This window comes from Cupriavidus sp. FW305-3-2-15-C-LB2 (assembly GCF_058787575.1).
In genome coordinates, this window is the sequence record NZ_JBYSZW010000034.1 from 33,281 (window position 1) to 49,338 (window position 16,058).

The following is a 16,058-nucleotide window of genomic DNA, read 5'->3' on the forward strand; positions in this document are numbered from 1 at the left end:
GGGGGGCCCCCGCCGGGCGTGCAATGCGAAAGAAGACGATTATAACCGTGGCGGCAGGCCAGTTTCGGCCCTGCGCGCCCCGCGGCGCCTTACTTCAGGCCCAGCACGTCCTGCATGTCGAACAGGCCGTTGGGCTTGTCGGCGAGGAAACGGGCGGCGCGCACGGCACCGTCGGCATACGACTGGCGGCTGGAAGACTTGTGGCTGATCTCGATGCGCTCGCCGATGCCGGCGAACATCACGGTGTGGTCGCCGACGATATCGCCGCCGCGCACGGTGGCAAAACCGATCGAGTTGGGATCGCGCTCGCCGGTGTGGCCTTCGCGGGCATAGACGGCACAGGTCTTGAGGTCGCGGCCAAGCGCATCGGCAATCACTTCACCCATCTTCAGCGCGGTGCCCGACGGGGCATCGACCTTAAAGCGGTGATGCGCCTCGATCACTTCGATATCATAGCCAGTCGACAGCAGCCTGGCGGCCACTTCCAGCAGCTTGAAGGTGGCGTTGACACCGACGCTGAAGTTGGCGGCGAAGACGATCCCGATCGACCTGGCGGCCTCGGCCAGCGCGGCCTTGCCGGCCTCGTCGAAGCCAGTGGTGCCGATCACCATCTTCACGCCCAGCTTCTTCGCCGCGGCCACGTGGGCCAGCGTGCCTTCGGGACGGGTGAAATCGATCAGGCAGTCCGCGCCGGCCAGCACCGCTTCCACATCGGAACTGATCGCCACACCGGTCTGCCGGCCCAGCAGCAGGCCCGCATCCTGTCCCAGCGCCGGCGAGCCCGGCACGTCGAGCGCGCCCGCGAGGCTCACGCCCTCGGTGTTCAGCACTTGTTCGATCAGCATGCGGCCCATGCGGCCCGATGCGCCTGCAATGGCGATGTTCATGGTGTCTGGCTCAGCGGAATATGCGCAATGCGCGGAAAGTGATCGAGCCGGCCATGCCTGACCGGCCCGGAAAACTGGTGGCGCGCCGCTGCCGGCGCGCCGTGCGGCCGATCAGTTGGCGGCCGGTTTGGGGGCCTGGGCCGGCGCCGCTGCCTCGGTGGGAGCGGCCGGCGATGCCGCAGGGGCGGGTGCCGCCTCCGGCTGCTGCGCCTGCCGCGGCACAAAGTTCTCCACCGTGGTCTGCGCTTCGGCCGGGGCGGCCGCGGCGGCTGTCGCGCCGGTGGAGATCTTGCCCGGCGTCTGGTCCTTCAGCGCCTTTTTCATGCCGTCGATCTCGGCAATCAGCTCATACTCGGACGGCAGTTCATCGCCACTGAACTTGACCAGCCGGTCGCCTTCGAAAAACACCGTGAAGCGGCGCTGCTGCACCACCGGGGTATTGCCGCGGCGGAACGAGAACACATAGTCCCAGCGGTTGGCGTGGAACACGTCATTCAGCAGCGGCGTGCCGAGCAGGAACTTGACCTGGTCGCGCGTCATGCCTTCGCGCAGTTGCGATACGGCCTCGCGCGAGACGAAATTGCCCTGCACGATGTTGATCCGGTACGGCGTGATGGCGTTGGCTACCTTGCGCGAGGTGGAATCGTAGGCTGAGCAGGCGCCGGCCAGCAGGGCCGCGGCCAGCAGGGGGACAACCAGCGTCGGGCGCATGGCGGACGAACGGATAGAACGCATGTATCTCGCTTCCGGGAGGGAAAGAAAAGTACCGCGGCACGGTACCGCAAAGCGGGCACAAAAACGGCGCAATATGCGCCGATTGCACCACACACGCCTGTTGCGCCTGCCGCGACAACCACATGGGACGGCAACCGTGCCGGGCGCGTGACGTCGACCTGGGACATCACTACCGCGAGCGACTTTTGCTGCCAAAACCCTTATGATTCAACTATCCAGTCATTGTACTCTAGGGAGTCACCCACATGCCGAGTCCGGCGGACCTCAAGAACATCGGCCTGAAGGCGACCGTGCCCAGGCTGAAGATTCTTGAAATTTTTCAGACCAGTGAGCAGCGGCACCTGAGCGCGGAAGACGTCTACCGTATCCTGCTGAACGAGCATATGGACATCGGCCTGGCCACCGTCTACCGCGTGCTGACCCAGTTCGAGCAGGCGGGCCTGCTCTCGCGCAACAACTTTGAATCCGGCAAGGCGATTTTCGAACTCAACGAAGGCAAGCACCATGACCACCTGGTGTGCCTCGACTGCGGCCGCGTCGAGGAGTTCTTCGACTCTGAAATCGAGCACCGCCAGCAAAGCATCGCGCGCGAGCGCGGCTTTACGCTGCAGGAACATGCACTGTCGCTGTACGGCAATTGCACCAAAACAGACTGTCCCCACAGACCCAAACGATAAGCCTGCACGCTCCACCGCGGAGCGCAGACGGGCAACAAAAAACCGGCGCCTGGCGCCGGTTTTTTGTTTGGGCTGCTCGCCGCAGGATGCTGCTCAGGGTGCCTGCAGGTCTTGCAGGTCCTGTTCGGTGACCACCCGTGCCGGGCGTGCCGGCGGCAGTCCGACAAACTCGCCCACCACCTGGCGGAACAGGTTGCGCGCCCACACCAGCATCGGATGGGTGTTGCGGCTGCGGTGCCAGAACATGTTCAGGCCGAGCGTGGTGTTCAGTTCCGACGGCAGCGGGAAGGCCTTCAGGCCATAGGTCTCGCAGGCCATGTCCTTGGTCAGCGCATTGACGGTGAAAATCATGTCGGTCTGCGAGGCCAGTTCGGCCTGGGCACGCCATGAATGTACCGTCAGCGTCGCATTGCGCTTGAGCCCGCGCTGCTGCAGCGCGTAGTCGAGCGGAATCAGCGACGGCGCCGGGCGGCCGGAGCCGCCGGAATGCGCCATGAAGATATGGCCGCAATCCAGGTATTGCTCCAGCGAGCAGTGGTTCTTGAGCACCGGATGGCTCTTGCGCGCGCAAACCCACAGGTTCAGCGACGTCACCATTTCCTCGACGATTTCCGGGTGGCGTGTCGGGAACGGCGAAAAGGCCAGGTCAAGTTCATTGGCACGCATCGAGGCGACGTCCGTTTCCCACGAATGGGACTCGACCAGCTTGATATGCAGGTCCGGCGCCAGCTGCTTGATACGCAGCACAAAACGGTTGAATACCGTGTCGCCCAGTTCAGCAGCGAAGCCGATGCTCAGCGTGCCGGTGGCAATGGCCGGATCAAAATTGTCGGCATCGCCCTCGTTGATCGACGACCACAAGTCCAGCATGTCGCGGATCTTCGGGCCCAGTTCCAGCGCACGCGGCGTTGGCGTCAGGCCATGCGGGACGCGGATGAAAAGCGGATCGTCAAAGATTTCACGCAGCCTGCCCAGCGAGTGTGATACGGCCGGTGCGGTCATATGCATCTTTTCCGCTACATAAGTGGCGTTTCGCTTGCTCAGTAGTTCGGTGAAGATCACTAAAAGCTTCGTGTCTACGTTCACCATGATCAGGCCTCGGTCAGATTATTCTTAGCTAGATGGCCCCACCACTTGCACTGGCTGCACATCAGATTTCAACGGCGTCTTAATAGTGTAAGAGGAAAAAACAAGCTCGGAAAGCAAATTCGGCATTTCTGAAATGGCCGTCTACGCCATATTTCTGAAAAATTGCGCTCTTTTTCCACAATTGACCGCATATGTGAACATTTCCCGCGCCGCAACATGCACTCGTACATCCGGGTATAGTGGGTCCGCCGTTCCCATTTTTATCATTCTTTTCTGACGGCTCGATCCCGGCCATCATGCCTGAACATTTCCGCCTGCCCGTATCACTCCCGAAAGCCTACCGCTTGCTGAACCACGGCCCCACTGTGCTGGTCAGCGCCGCCGCCGGCGGCAAGCGCAATATCATGGCCGCCGCCTGGGCCATGCCGCTCGACTTCGCCCCGCCCAAGGTGGCAGTGGTGCTGGACAAGAGCACCTGGACCCGGCGCCTGCTGGAAGACAGCGGCGAGTTCGTGTTGCAGGTTCCCACCGTCAGCCAGGTCGACCTGACCGAGGCACTGGGCTCCAGCTCGGGCCTGGCGCTGATGGAGCAGGAAGGCACCGACAAGTTCGACGCCTACGACCTTGGCACCTTTGCCGGCACGGCGGTGGGCGCGCCGCTGCTGGAGGGCTGCGCGGCCTGGCTGGAATGCCGGCTGCTGCCAGAGCCGGCCACGCAGCAGACCTACGACCTGTTCCTTGGCGAAGTCGTGGCCGCTCATGCGGACTCGCGCGTGTTCAGCAACGGGCGCTGGCATTTCGACGGCCATGATGCGCTGCGCACCATCCACCATGTGGCTGGCGGCCATTTCCTGGTGGACGGCGACGCAATCGACGCGCGCCCACTGGCGCCCCGCCCAGCTGGCTGATCACAGCGCCGGAAAATGAAAAACGCGCCCGAAGGCGCGTTTTCCTTTACTGCGGAAGCTGCCGGATTACTTGGCCGCGACGCGGACCATTTCCAGCACCTTGTTCGAGTAGCCCCACTCGTTGTCGTACCAGCTCACGACCTTGATAAAGGTGCCGTCCAGCGCGATGCCGGCTTCGGCGTCGAAGATCGAGGTGCGGGCATCGCCGCGGAAGTCGGTGGCGACGACCTTGTCTTCGGTGTAGCCCAGCACACCCTTGAGCGCGCCCTGGCTCTGGGCCTTCATCTCGGCGCAGATTTCTTCGTACGTCGCCGACTTTTCCAGCTCGACGGTCAGGTCGACCACGGACACGTCCGAGGTCGGCACGCGGAACGACATGCCGGTCAGCTTCTTGTTCAGCTGCGGAATCACCACGCCCACGGCCTTGGCGGCGCCGGTCGACGACGGGATGATGTTTTCCAGGATGCCGCGGCCGCCGCGCCAGTCCTTGTTGGACGGGCCGTCAACGGTCTTCTGGGTGGCGGTGGCAGCGTGCACGGTGGTCATCAGGCCGCGCTTGATGCCCCACTTGTCGTTCAGCACCTTGGCCACCGGTGCCAGGCAGTTGGTGGTGCAGCTGGCGTTGGAGATGATCGCCTCGCCCTTGTACGACTCGTGGTTCACGCCGTACACGAACATCGGGGTGTCGTCCTTGGACGGGGCCGACATGATCACCTTCTTGGCGCCCGCGTCGAGGTGCTTCTGCGCGCCTTCCTTGGTCAGGAAGATGCCGGTCGATTCGACCACCACATCGGCGCCGATCTCGCCCCACTTCAGTTCGGCCGGATCCTTGACCGCGGTCAGGCGAATCTTCTTGCCGTTGACGACCAGGGTGTTGCCGTCGACCGACACTTCGCCGTCGAAGCGGCCATGCACCGAGTCGTACTTCAGCATGTATGCCAGGTAGTCGGGCTCCAGCAGGTCGTTGATGCCAACGACTTCGATGTCCTTGAAGTTGGCGACTGCGGCGCGGAACACCATGCGTCCGATGCGGCCGAAGCCGTTGATGCCGATCTTGATGGTCATGACTGTCTCTCCTGAGGATCGATTGAAACCGGTGGGCGCCGCACGGGCCGCGCGGCGCACCACGCGGCTCCAGCGCCCGGATGCTTAGATAAGGGTGTCCTTTACCGTTCGGACAACGTTGTCGACGGTAAAGCCGAAGTGCTTGAACAGCACGCCGGCCGGGGCCGACTCACCGAAGGTGTCAATGCCCACCACCGCCTGGACCTGGTACTTCCACCAGAAGTCCGTCACGCCCGCCTCGACCGCCACGCGCGGCACGCCGGCCGGCAGCACGCTGGCCTTGTAGGCGGTGTCCTGCTTGTCGAACACGGTGGTCGCGGGAATCGACACCACGCGCACGTGCACGCCTTCGGCGGCCAGTGCATCGGCGGCGCCGACGGCCAGGCCGACTTCCGAGCCGGTAGCCAGAATCACGGCGTCCGGACGGTTGGTCTTCGGGTTCACGCTGTCGCGCAGCACGTAGCCGCCGCGCGCGATATTGGCGCGCGTGACGTCGTCGCGGCGCTGGAACGGCAGGTTCTGGCGGCTGAAGATCAGGCAGCTCGGGCCGTTCTCGCGGCGGATCGCCTCGGCCCAGGCCACGGCGGTCTCGGTGGTGTCGGCGGTGCGCCAGACATCCATGTTCGGGATCAGGCGCAGGCTGGCAACGTGCTCGATCGACTGGTGGGTCGGGCCGTCTTCGCCCAGGCCGATCGAGTCATGGGTGAACACGAACAGCGAGCGGATCTTCATCAGCGCCGCCATGCGCAGCGCATTGCGGCTGTAGTCCGAGAAGGTCAGGAAGGTGGCGCCGTAGGGGATGTAGCCGCCGTGCAGCGTGATGCCGTTCATGACGGCGCTCATGCCGAACTCGCGCACGCCGTAGTTGATATGGTTGCCCCAGGCATCCACGCGCACGGCCTGGCTGCCCGACCAGTTGGTCAGGTTCGAGCCGGTCAGGTCGGCCGAACCGCCGAGGAACTCGGGCAGCACCGGGCCGAAGGCCTCGATGGTGTTCTGGCTGGCCTTGCGGGTGGCGATGGTCTCGGCCTTTTCCTCGCACTTGGCGATAAAGGCCTCAACTGCGGCGTCGAACGAACCCGGCAGTTCGCCCTTCATGCGGCGGCGGAACTCTCCGGCCTCATACGGGTGGCGCTCTGCGTAGGCATCGAACAGAGCGTTCCAGGCACGCTCCAGCGCCTGGCCGTTGGCCTTGGCGTCCCAGGCGTCGTAAACCTCGGCCGGCACTTCGAACGGGGCGTGGGCCCAGCCCAGCGCCTCGCGCGTGGCCAGCACTTCGGCGCCGCCCAGCGGGGCGCCGTGCACGTCGTGGCCGCCTTCCTTGTTCGGGGCGCCCTTGCCGATCTTGGTGCGGCAGCAGATCAGGGTCGGCTTGTCGCTGGCCTTGGCCTGCGAGATCGCCATGTCGACGGCGGTCACGTCATGGCCGTCGATGCCGCGGATCACGTTCCAGCCGTAGGCCTCGAACCGCTTCGGGGTATCGTCATTGAACCAGTGCACCACGTCGCCGTCGATCGAGATGCCGTTGTCGTCCCACAGCGCAATCAGCTTGTTCAGCTTCAGCGTGCCGGCCAGCGAGCAGGCCTCGTGGCTGATGCCTTCCATCAGGCAGCCGTCGCCCAGGAACACATAGGTGTGGTGGTTGACGATGTCGTAGCCGGGGCGGTTGAATTCTTCACCCAGCAGGCGTTCGGCCAGCGCCATGCCGACTGCGTTGGTGATGCCCTGGCCGAGCGGGCCGGTGGTGGTTTCCACGCCCGGGGTGATGCCGTATTCCGGGTGGCCGGCGGTCTTGCTGTGCAGCTGGCGGAAATTCTTCAGCTCTTCCACCGGCAGTTCATAGCCGGTCAGGTGCAAGAGCGAATAGATCAGCATCGAGCCGTGGCCGTTGGACAGCACGAAGCGGTCGCGGTCGGCCCACTGGGGGTTGCCCGGGTTGTGCTTCAGGTGCCGGCCCCACAGCGCCACGGCGATGTCTGCCATGCCCATCGGTGCACCGGGGTGGCCGGAATTGGCCTGCTGGACGGCGTCCATGGCAAGCACGCGGATGGCGTCGGCCATCAGCTTGGCGGGCTGGGAAGCAAAAGGGCTTGTGGCGGGATGGGCAAGGGCGGACATGCGGGCGGTCTTGGACGTGAGCGGGCGTGAGCCTGACGGTGACGGCAGGAAAACCGCAATTTTAGCAGAAGCTAGGGGGTTTTCCGGACTCCCGGACAGCCCCCGCGGCGCAGTCCGCGCGATCACCGCAGGCCGCCTGGCACGGCCCCGCCCACGGCACCGGAACTATCCGGCCCCTCACATGCCTGATGCTTCACCCCGACAGCGCCAGCTTCACCGCTGCGCCGCACTTCGACAGCGTAGCGCGGCACGCGTAAGATGCACTCTCGCACCGCGCGGCACGCCAGCCGCGCCGGGTTTCCCGCACTCAGGAGACGATCATGACCAGACCGGCCAACACCCCCTGGCTCACCCCCTACCTGACCGTCGCCAACGGGCGCGCCGCACTGGACTTCTACAGCCGCGCCTTCGGCTTCACCGCCGGCAACGTGGTCGACGAAAACGGCGTGCCGACCCACGCCGAGATGCACTACCAGGGCCAACTGGTGGTGATGTTCGCGCCCGAGGGCGCCTGGGGCAGCACCGCGCGCACGCCGCGCTCGCTGGGCGTCGAGTGCCCGCAGACCTTCTATGTCTATTGCGACGATGTCGACGCCATGCACCAGCGCGCGGTCGACGCCGGCGCGGTCAGCCTGATGGCGCCGGCCGACCAGTTCTGGGGCGACCGCTACTGCATGGTTGAAGATCCCGACGGCTACCGCTGGGGCTTCGGCAAGCCGCTGGAACAGGCAGCAGGCCAGGCAAGCTGATGGCACCACGCTTCTTCGTCGGCGGCACGGACACCGTCCTGGCCGCCGAATCCGATTTTCCGCTGCCTGAGCCGGTGGTGCGCCACGTGCAGGTGCTGCGCCTGGTGCCGGGCGACGCCATGACGCTGTTCGACGGCCGCGGCGGCAGCCACGCGGCCACGCTGGTCGAGCTGGGCAAGCGCCACGCGCTGGCGCGCATCGGCGCGCATGACGCGGCCGAAGCCGAGCCGCCCTTCCGTGTCACGCTGGCCCAGGGCCTGGCCGGCGGCGACAAGATGGACTGGCTGATCGAAAAGGCGGTCGAACTGGGCGTCACGGCAATCCAGCCGCTGCAGGCCAGCCGCTCGGTGGTGCGCCTGTCGGGCGAGCGCGCGCACAAGCGCCACGCGCACTGGCAGGCGCTGGTGCAGGCCGCCTGCGAGCAATGCGGCCGCAATCGCTTGCCGGAGGTTGCGCCGGTCGCTAACTTTGAGACATGGCTGGCGCAGTCCGCGGCTGGCGGTGCCAGGCTGCTGGTATCGCCGCGCGCCACGCATTCGCTGCCAGCGTTCATCGCCGAACAGCGCGAAAGCTTGCTGGCCGGCGGCGTTACGCTGCTGATCGGCCCCGAAGGCGGCCTGGCGCCCGACGAAGAGCAGGCGGCAAGACAGGCGGGTTTCACCGGCGTGTCGCTCGGCCCCCGCATCCTGCGCACTGAAACCGCCGGGCTGGCATGCCTGGCAACCCTTAACGCCTTGCTTGGCGGATTCTGACGGCGGCGGCCATCCGGTCATCGCGTCAACCTTGCAACCCTGACTGAAAGGAGTCGACCATGGGACTACTCGATAGCGTGCTGGGCGGTGTGCTCGGACAACTCGGCGGCGCGCGTGGCGAGGCAGGCAGTACCGGAGGGCTCGACCCCAAGCTGATGATGGCGCTTGGCCTGCTGGCAACGCTGGCCATGCGTAGCCGCGGACAAGCAGGCGATGCGGCGCCTGTCGATGACGGCCTGGGCGGACTGGGCAGCCTCGGCGGGCTGCTGGGCGGCATGCTCGGCGGCGGCGGTGCCGGCGCTGCGCCCGGCGGCGCCACCGGCGGCCTGGACCTTGGCTCGCTGCTCGGCGGCCTGCTTGGCGGCCAGGGTGGCGCGCCGGCCAACAGCCAGGCACTGGGCGCGGCCGCCGGCGGCATCGGCGCGCTGCAGCAGATCCTGGCGCAGGCCGGGCTGGGCGAACAGGTGAACTCGTGGATCGGCAGCGGCGCCAACCAGCCGGTCACGCCGTCGGCGCTGAGCAGCGCGCTGGGCGACACCGGCGCGCTCGAATCGCTGGCACAGACCACCGGCATGTCGCAGGACGACGTGGCCGCACAACTGAGCGAAGGGCTGCCGGAACTGATCGACCGCCTCACGCCGCATGGGCATCTGCCGGCGCAGGAATAGGACCAGCACCTCGCCGGAAAGCAAAAAGCCCGCAATTGCGGGCTTTTTGCTTGATTCGCCTTGCAAGGGCTCAGGCAGTGCTCTCAGGCGAACGAATAAAACACCCGGAACTGCACCTTGCGCTCGCCCCAGAACTCGGCAGCGTCGCGGAATACGTCGAGCAGCACCTCGCGCCCTTCCTTGTCGAACTTCTGCGCGATCGGCAAGCCTTCCAGCACGATCACAAAGCCCGGCTGCGGGCCTGCCTTGTAGATCATGTCGGTCAGGCAGTCAGCCAGCGCGTCGAAGTTCTTGCCGAAGTGCTTCGGGAAGGTGAACGACGTGGCGATGGTTTCCAGGACCTCAGCCTTGCTCGCGCAATGGGCGCAATTGGCATAGAGGAAATGCTGCCCGAGATCGGCGGCCGCCTGGGCCAGCTCAGGCACGCGGAAGGCGCGGATCGACTGGACGATGTTCGGACGCACCGTCTTGAACAGGTTCATGGCCCCCTCGCTGGTGCCGTCGTTCCAACCGGGACCGGCGGGCATGGCCACGGGCGCGGTCGCGGGCGGGAGTTTTTGCATGAGCTCCTGGCTCGGCATCATCAGCACGTTGTCGTATAGGTTCTGGGCCTGCTGCTGAGCCCGCTGCCAGCCATCTCCGGCGCCGCGCTCTTCGCGGGCGGCAAGGGCGTCGCCCAATCCGAAAATGTCAGTCATCATTTGAGTATCCGTTTGAAGCTGTTGTAGTGATCTTCCGTGTAGTAACAATCGTTGGCAGCGCGTTGTTCTCCGCCGCAGACGATCCGCTTGGCTCCCCGGTTCCGGCTCCTGGCGCTCTTGACCGTGTATTCGCGGTAATACCCGCGTTCACGTTGAGGCAGGATGCGTTCGTAGTTGCCGAATCTCGATCCGTCCTTGTCATACAGGAACGGGCCGCCGGCTTCGATGCGCTCCAGGGTCTGCCGTGCATCGTTGGGCAACTGCTGCACTGCAATGGTTCCCATCCCTTCGGTCTGCACCTGCCGCGCCAGCGTCGGCTGCGCCAGGGCCAGCACCAGCGCCGCGCCGGTCATGGACCGGGCCAGCATGCGCGATGCGTGCCGCATCAGAGAAACTTGGAAACCCACGTTGCTTGTCTTGGTTGAACCGGAAATCGAGCCTGCCGCTGGTTGGGTAGACGATCTGTCCGGGCCACCCTGGCCAGCGCCCTGCGCCACCCGTAGAGGAGCGCGATGGATGCCGGCCGCACCGGGGCGCTCATGGCGAGCGCCTGTATCAAAGGCGTAAGGTTACGCGCATGCACGCAATTAATCAATCCCGGCCCGGCGGCAGCGGTAATTCTTCAATTGTTTCAATATGTTAAGCGTATGTGTGCGCATACTAACCATGCACATATGGACGCAAAAAAAGCCGGGCGAACCCGGCTTTTCGTCACATTGGCCGGCTACCGGCCATACCAAGCGGTTTAGCGCTTGGCAGAGGCATCCACCACGACCAGCGAGGTCATGTTGACGATGCGGCGCACCGTGGCCGACGGCGTCAGGATGTGCACCGGCGCCTTCACGCCCAGCAGGATCGGCCCGATCGCGACGTTGTTGCCCGCGGCAACCTTGAGCAGGTTGTACGAGATATTGGCCGCGTCGATGTTCGGGCACACCAGCAGGTTGGCTTCGCCCTTGAGCGCGCCATCCGGCACCAGCTGGTCGCGCAGCTTCTGGTCGAGCGCGCTGTCGCCGTGCATTTCGCCGTCGATCTCCAGGTCCGGGGCGCGATCGCGCAGGATGGCGAGGGTTTCGCGCATCTTGCGGGCCGAAGGCGCTTCGGACGAACCGAAGTTCGAGTGCGACAGCAGCGCGACCTTGGGCTCGATGCCGAAGCGCTTCAGTTCCTCGGCGGCCATCAGCGTGATCTGGGCCAGCTCTTCGGCGCTCGGGTCGACGTTGACGTGCGTATCCACCAGGAAGATCTGGCGGCCCGGCAGCACCAGGCCATTCATCGCCGCGTAGACCTTGTTGGTGCCGCCCAGCACCTGGTCGATATAGCGCAGGTGCGCCGCGGTGTTGCTGACGGTGCCGCAGATCATGCCGTCGGCCTCGCCCTTGCTCACCAGCATCGCGCCGATCAGCGTGGTGCGGCGGCGCATTTCCAGCTTGGCGTACTCGGGCGTGATGCCCTCGCGCGCCATCATGCGGTAATAGGCGTCGGAATAGTCGCGGAAACGCTCATCGTGCTCGGGGTTGACCACGGTGAAGTCCACGCCGGCGCGCAGGCGCAGGCCGAAGCGCTCGATGCGGTGCTGCAGCACGGCCGGGCGGCCGATCAGGATCGGGTTGGCCAGCTTTTCGTCGACGATCACCTGCACCGCGCGCAGCACGCGCTCTTGCTCGCCTTCGGCGAAGACGATGCGCTTCTTATCCATCTCGACCTTGCGCGCGGCGGCGTAGATCGGCTTCATCAGCGTGCCCGAGTGGTACACGAACTGCTGCAGCTGCAGGCGGTAGGCGTCCATGTCCTCGATCGGACGGGCGGCCACGCCAGACTTCATCGCGGCCTCGGCCACGGCCGGCGCCACCTTGACGATCAGGCGCGGGTCGAACGGCTTCGGAATCAGGTACTCGGGGCCGAACGACAGGTCCTGGATGCCATAGGCAGTGGCGACGATGTCGCTCTGCTCCTGGCGCGCCAGTTCGGCCAGGGCATTGGCCGCGGCGATTTCCATCTCGCGCGTGATGGTGGTGGCGCCGCAATCCAGCGCCCCGCGGAAGATGAACGGGAAGCACAGGACGTTGTTGACCTGGTTCGGGTAGTCGGTGCGTCCGGTGGCCATCACGGCGTCAGGGCGCACTTCCTTGACCAGCTCCGGCGCGATTTCCGGGTTGGGGTTGGCCAGTGCCAGCACCAGCGGCTTGTCGGCCATGCGCTGGACCATGTCCTGCTTGAGCACGCCCGCGGCGGACAGGCCCAGGAAGATGTCGGCACCGTCGATCACTTCGGCCAGCTTGCGCTTGTCGGTCTTTTGCGAGAAGCGCGCCTTTTCCGGGTCCATCAGCTCGGTACGACCCTCATAGACCACGCCGGCCAGGTCCGTCACCCAGATGTTCTCGATCGGCAGGCCGATGTCGACCAGCAGGTCCAGGCAGGCCAGCGCGGCCGCGCCGGCGCCCGAGGCCACCAGCTTGACCTTCTTGATGTCCTTGCCGACCACCTTCAGGCCGTTGATGATGGCCGCGGACACCACGATGGCGGTGCCGTGCTGGTCATCGTGGAAGACGGGGATCTTCATCTTCTCGCGCAGCTTGCGCTCGACGTAGAAGCACTCCGGTGCCTTGATGTCTTCGAGGTTGATGCCGCCGAAGGTGGGCTCCAGCGCGGCGATGATCTGGACCAGCTTTTCCGGGTCCTTCTCATCGACTTCGATATCGAACACGTCGATACCGGCAAACTTCTTGAACAGGCCAGCCTTGCCTTCCATCACCGGCTTGGAAGCCGCGGCGCCAATGTCGCCCAGGCCCAGCACGGCGGTGCCGTTGGTGATCACCGCGACCAGGTTGCCGCGGGCGGTGTAGCGGAAGGAATTGGCCGGATCGGAAACGATCTCTTCACAAGCGGCGGCCACGCCCGGCGAATAGGCCAGGGCCAGGTCGCGCTGGTTCGACAGCGGCTTGGTCGGCGTGACCGAGATCTTGCCGGGGGTGGGAAACTCGTGGTACTCGAGCGCCGCTTTGCGCAGCGCCTCACGCTGCTGCTGTTTCAGATCGTCTTGGGACGGGGACTGCTGAGGGCTGGTCATCGGCGCATCTTCCAATCGGTGGAGCCGTCATTGACGAGGCGGGGGACGATCGGCGGACCGGCTCCACGTGTCCGCCCTTCTCTTCCTTTGGAACCCAGCATTTTATATAGTGAAATACTATTTCACAATAAGCCTTTTACTTGGGGCACCTTTGCGATTCGGTACAATATGCCCCATCCCCCCGGGCAATACCAGCAAGCGTAGCGCCTGCCGGCAGAAGCGGCGTACCGCGCGATGGTCATGGCTGTCGTGCGCGGCAGTATCTTGCTGAAATGCCGGACGCGCCCCATCCTGACGCGCTGCGCACGCGCCGCGGGATTGCCCCGGATCGCCATTCATCTTCGCGCAACGCGCAGCCCCCGATCCGTCCCACCCGGCGGGCGAATCTTCCTGACGACGATGTCCCACGCCCAGCCAGCCCCGCTTTCCGAGTTCGACCTGATCCGCCGCTTTTTCACGCGGCCGGTGCGCAAGGCCGCGCTCGGCGTGGGCGATGACTGTGCGCTGATCGAGGGCCGCCCCGGCCACCACCTGGCCATCAGCACCGACATGCTGGTGAGCGGCCGGCATTTCTTCCCGGACGTGGCGCCGCGCTCACTCGGCCACAAGGCCCTGGCCGTGAACCTGTCCGACCTGGCCGCCATGGGCGCCGAGCCGCGCGCCTTCACCCTGGCACTGGCCCTGCCCGAGGCCGACCCCGCCTGGCTGGCCGAACTGGCCGACGGCATGCTGGCGCTGGCCGACGCCCACGGCTGCGAACTGGTCGGCGGCGACACCACGCGCGGCCCGCTGACGCTTTCGCTGACGGTATTCGGCGACGTGCCGCTGCGTGCCGCGCTGCGCCGCGACGCCGCCCGGCCCGGCGACGATATCTGGATTTCCGGCACGCTTGGCGACGCCCGCCTGGCGCTGGGCGACTGCCGCGGCGAATGGCTGCTGCCTGAGCCCGAGTTCAGCCAGGTGCGCCCGCGCATGGACACGCCCACACCGCGCGTGGCGCTGGGCATGGCTCTGCGCGGCGTGGCGCATGCCGCACTCGACATTTCCGACGGCCTGGTCGGCGACCTCGGCCATATCCTGGAACGCTCGCAGGTCGGCGCGCTGGTCGACGTCGATGCGCTGCCGCGCTCGGCAGTGCTGGCCAGCCAGCCCGATGCCATCCAGCGCGAATGCGTGCTGGCCGGTGGCGACGACTACGAATTGTGCTTCACCGCGCCCGCCGGCAGCCGCGACGCCATTGCGGCGATTAGCGAACGCCTGGCGCTGCCGCTCGCACGTGTCGGCGCGATCACGCCCGAGCCCGGCCTGCGGCTGGTCGACAGTACCGGCAACCCGACCCGGTACCAAGGCGCCAGCTTCGACCACTTCGCTGCCCCCTGACACCGGGTCGCGGGCATGTCATGATGCCGGCATCGGCGCGCTGCGCGGGCACGGGAGTCCCGCAAGCATGGCAGCGCAAGCCGGCCATAACCATAAGCAGTATCTGCACACACGAGCCAATTTTGATGTCCACCTTGCCTCCCGGGGCCGCGCCGCGCGACCCCGCCCTGACCCTGGAAGCCGGCCAGACCGTCAAGGTCACGCGCCCGAGCGCGCGCTTCATGCTGGACCATCCGGCCCACCTGATCGCCTTCGGCTTCGGCTCGGGCCTGTCGCCCGTTGCGCCGGGCACGGTCGGCACGCTCTACGCGTGGCTGTCCTTCGTAGTGATTTCGCTGTGGATCGAGCCCACCACCTGGCTGTGGATCATCGCCGGCGGCTTCCTGGTCGGCCTGTGGGCGTGCGCGCGCACCGCGCGCGACATGGGCGTGCACGACCATGGCAGCATGGTCTGGGACGAGATCGTCGCCTTCTGGCTGGTACTGGCCTTTGTCATGCCGACCGGCTTCTGGGGGCAGTTCGCCGCCTTCCTGTGGTTCCGGCTGTTCGATATCACCAAGCCGGCGCCGATCGGCCACTATGACCGCACGCTCAAGGGCCCGGGCCTGCGCGGCGGCTTTGGCGTGATGTTCGACGACATCTTCGCGGCCTTCTACACGCTGCTGGTGTTTGCGCTGTGGCGCTCGTTCTGAGCCCGTATCGCCAGCCATTGCAAGCTGATTCCCCTCAAAACTACCTGTATCCACCATGTCTGTCAGCCGCCTGCTCGACCAGCTCGCCATCCAGGCCGGCGTCGCCCTTGCCGACAAATCCCTGATGCTGGCCACTGCCGAATCCTGCACCGGCGGGCTGGTGGCTGCCGCCATTACCGATGTATCCGGCTCGTCCGGCTGGTTCGAGCGCGGCTTCGTCACCTATTCCAATGAGGCCAAGTCCACCATGCTGGGCGTGCCGGCCAAGCTGATCCGCGACCACGGCGCGGTCAGCGAGGAAGTGGCGCGCGCCATGGCCGAAGGCGCGCTGCTGAACAGCCGCGCCCAGGTGGCGCTGTCGATCACCGGCGTGGCCGGGCCCAACGGCGGCACCCCGGAAAAGCCGGTGGGCATGGTCTGCTTCGGCTGGAGCAACCGCATCACCACCCATACCGAGACCCAGCGCTTTCGCGGCGACCGCGGCCAGATCCGCCGGCAGGCGGCCGAGCATGCCATGCGGGGACTGCTGGAGCTGATCCGGAACGAGGCCTGAGGCCGGCGCCCGGC

At 65.9% G+C, this 16,058-nt stretch carries 16 protein-coding genes; 8 read left to right on the forward strand and 8 right to left on the reverse strand.

Annotated elements, in window-relative coordinates:
* Positions 1-89 precede the first annotated feature (89 nt).
* Positions 90-887, reverse strand: a complete 798-nt coding sequence (dapB, locus tag AC3WRR_RS22730) for a 4-hydroxy-tetrahydrodipicolinate reductase (protein ID WP_010813214.1) — start codon at positions 885-887, stop codon at positions 90-92.
* Between the two features lie 111 nt (positions 888-998).
* Complete coding sequence (locus AC3WRR_RS22735) at positions 999-1,622, reverse strand: outer membrane protein assembly factor BamE (protein ID WP_011616010.1); 624 nt, start codon at positions 1,620-1,622, stop codon at positions 999-1,001.
* 245 nt (positions 1,623-1,867) lie between these two features.
* Here AC3WRR_RS22735 and fur point away from each other — a divergent pair, with 245 nt between their 5' ends.
* A complete protein-coding gene (gene fur, locus AC3WRR_RS22740; RefSeq protein ID WP_010813212.1) occupies positions 1,868-2,299 on the forward strand; it encodes a ferric iron uptake transcriptional regulator in 432 nt (143 codons plus the stop codon).
* Positions 2,300-2,392: 93 nt separating this feature from the next.
* Here the strand turns inward: fur and AC3WRR_RS22745 are convergent, their stop codons facing one another.
* On the reverse strand, positions 2,393-3,388 hold the full coding sequence (locus AC3WRR_RS22745; RefSeq protein ID WP_037023510.1) for a LysR family transcriptional regulator: 996 nt from the start codon (positions 3,386-3,388) through the stop codon (positions 2,393-2,395).
* Positions 3,389-3,684: 296 nt separating this feature from the next.
* Here AC3WRR_RS22745 and AC3WRR_RS22750 point away from each other — a divergent pair, with 296 nt between their 5' ends.
* Entirely contained in the window at positions 3,685-4,296 is a 612-nt protein-coding gene (locus tag AC3WRR_RS22750; protein WP_492298206.1) for a flavin reductase family protein, read from the forward strand.
* Positions 4,297-4,362: 66 nt separating this feature from the next.
* On the opposite strand, the gene gap is transcribed toward AC3WRR_RS22750, so the two are convergent.
* Both gap and tkt read right to left on the reverse strand, forming a co-directional pair.
* Positions 4,363-5,361, reverse strand: a complete 999-nt coding sequence (gap, locus tag AC3WRR_RS22755; RefSeq protein WP_010813209.1) for a type I glyceraldehyde-3-phosphate dehydrogenase — start codon at positions 5,359-5,361, stop codon at positions 4,363-4,365.
* Positions 5,362-5,445: 84 nt separating this feature from the next.
* Positions 5,446-7,479, reverse strand: a complete 2,034-nt coding sequence (tkt, locus tag AC3WRR_RS22760; protein WP_011616013.1) for a transketolase — start codon at positions 7,477-7,479, stop codon at positions 5,446-5,448.
* A 320-nt stretch (positions 7,480-7,799) separates the two neighbouring features.
* Here tkt and AC3WRR_RS22765 point away from each other — a divergent pair, with 320 nt between their 5' ends.
* From AC3WRR_RS22765 to AC3WRR_RS22775, 3 genes are read left to right on the forward strand one after another with little or no spacing between them, the layout of a single operon-like run.
* Positions 7,800-8,228, forward strand: a complete 429-nt coding sequence (locus tag AC3WRR_RS22765) for a VOC family protein (protein WP_010813207.1) — start codon at positions 7,800-7,802, stop codon at positions 8,226-8,228.
* On the forward strand, positions 8,228-8,980 hold the full coding sequence (locus AC3WRR_RS22770) for a 16S rRNA (uracil(1498)-N(3))-methyltransferase (protein ID WP_058698820.1): 753 nt from the start codon (positions 8,228-8,230) through the stop codon (positions 8,978-8,980). Before AC3WRR_RS22765 ends, AC3WRR_RS22770 begins: the two co-directional genes overlap by 1 nt.
* Positions 8,981-9,039: 59 nt before the next feature.
* Complete coding sequence (locus tag AC3WRR_RS22775) at positions 9,040-9,648, forward strand: YidB family protein (RefSeq protein WP_010813205.1); 609 nt, start codon at positions 9,040-9,042, stop codon at positions 9,646-9,648.
* A gap of 83 nt (positions 9,649-9,731) precedes the next feature.
* On the opposite strand, the gene AC3WRR_RS22780 is transcribed toward AC3WRR_RS22775, so the two are convergent.
* From AC3WRR_RS22780 to AC3WRR_RS22790, 3 genes are all read right to left on the reverse strand, one after another.
* Complete coding sequence (locus tag AC3WRR_RS22780) at positions 9,732-10,349, reverse strand: barstar family protein (protein ID WP_010813204.1); 618 nt, start codon at positions 10,347-10,349, stop codon at positions 9,732-9,734.
* Positions 10,346-10,717, reverse strand: a complete 372-nt coding sequence (locus tag AC3WRR_RS22785; RefSeq protein ID WP_011616017.1) for a guanyl-specific ribonuclease — start codon at positions 10,715-10,717, stop codon at positions 10,346-10,348. Before AC3WRR_RS22785 ends, AC3WRR_RS22780 begins: the two co-directional genes overlap by 4 nt.
* A gap of 377 nt (positions 10,718-11,094) precedes the next feature.
* Positions 11,095-13,419, reverse strand: a complete 2,325-nt coding sequence (locus tag AC3WRR_RS22790) for an NADP-dependent malic enzyme (RefSeq protein ID WP_010813202.1) — start codon at positions 13,417-13,419, stop codon at positions 11,095-11,097.
* 399 nt (positions 13,420-13,818) lie between these two features.
* Here AC3WRR_RS22790 and thiL point away from each other — a divergent pair, with 399 nt between their 5' ends.
* From thiL to AC3WRR_RS22805, 3 genes are all read left to right on the forward strand, one after another.
* Positions 13,819-14,799: a thiamine-phosphate kinase gene (gene thiL, locus AC3WRR_RS22795; RefSeq protein WP_010813201.1), complete on the forward strand. Its 981-nt coding sequence runs from the start codon at positions 13,819-13,821 to the stop codon at positions 14,797-14,799.
* 125 nt (positions 14,800-14,924) lie between these two features.
* Positions 14,925-15,491, forward strand: a complete 567-nt coding sequence (locus AC3WRR_RS22800) for a phosphatidylglycerophosphatase A family protein (RefSeq protein WP_439668246.1) — start codon at positions 14,925-14,927, stop codon at positions 15,489-15,491.
* A gap of 55 nt (positions 15,492-15,546) precedes the next feature.
* Positions 15,547-16,044, forward strand: coding sequence for a CinA family protein (locus tag AC3WRR_RS22805; protein ID WP_010813199.1), 498 nt, complete (start codon positions 15,547-15,549; stop codon positions 16,042-16,044).
* The last annotated feature ends 14 nt before the right edge of the window (positions 16,045-16,058 follow it).